Source organism: Psychrobacter sp. 1Y4, from assembly GCF_051847555.1.
This window is the reverse complement of sequence record NZ_JBPYDE010000203.1, coordinates 1-972: the sequence shown is the minus strand read 5'-3', so window position 1 is coordinate 972 and position 972 is coordinate 1. Positions and strand designations below refer to the sequence as shown.

At 43.7% G+C, this 972-nt stretch carries 1 protein-coding gene and 1 pseudogene; both read left to right on the top strand.

The window, feature by feature from the left end; all coding sequences use genetic code 11:
* A pseudogene (locus ACS8FC_RS15255) lies at window positions 1-194 on the top strand (McrB family protein); the annotation flags it as partial.
* Window positions 195-320: 126 nt separating this feature from the next.
* Window positions 321-972 (top strand): 5-methylcytosine restriction system specificity protein McrC (locus tag ACS8FC_RS15250; RefSeq protein ID WP_439297394.1); only part of this gene is annotated, 652 nt, incomplete at its 3' end.

Below are 972 nucleotides of genomic sequence, written 5' to 3'. Positions count from 1 at the left end.
AAACAATGATAAATAATGATTTGTATGATCCGATGAGTAAGAATAATGCAACGACTCAACATCAAATGTTTGCAGGGCAGGGCGCCTTTCTTGTTCAATCGATGAACGTAGGTGGCTATATGATGAATCCCGACCTTATTGCTAAGACTGGTGAGTTTGGCAAACCCGCTATCTATCAGCGTTTGTACGAGTAAGGTGGCTGTTTAGTGAGAACTCATAATCAATATTATGCGCAAGGAAACTATATTAGTGCAGATAATATTAATGCAAATAGTTTTTATGCTCGTATACCTAACAGTAAGGCTCCCATAGCGAAGGTTATGACGGCATTTGAACACCAACGCCTCACAGCGCACGATTTCCCGCATGTCTCTGACTTTCATTGGCTAATGGCGCAAGAGTTTGCCGTATTTACCATCAAGCGTAAGCAAGGACAGTGGCAGCTCAAGGTCGGGCATTATATAGGAATTATCCTCTTGCCTAGTGGTATGATACTTGAGCTATTGCCAAAGCTGGATCAATCCACTCAATATAATAATATTGCTCAAACTCGTCACTGGGTACAAGGCATGTTATCCGACTTGACTCGTCTTGATGCGCGTCAAAGTCGTAAGCTGCCTAGCATGAAAAACCTAGGTCAATTTAGTGATCAGTCAATGCCATTATCTGTCGAGGCTCCGCCGTTGTCAGACTGGCTATTAGAGCAGTTTTTGCAGCGTTTGGTTCGTTATCAGCCAACCCAGCATTATCAGGCGCAGATCAATAACCAATCATCGCTACAAGGGCGCCTGCTCATCAAAGAGCAGCTACGACATAACAGCATGCAGCCGCATAAGTTTATTTGTGAGCGTAGTGTACTGAGTCAAGATATGTTGGCCAATCGACTGATTAAGAGCGCATTGGTATGGCTGATGCCATTACTGCCTAGATCTATATGTACACCGCTCTTACAACCATGGCAGCCGTTATCTA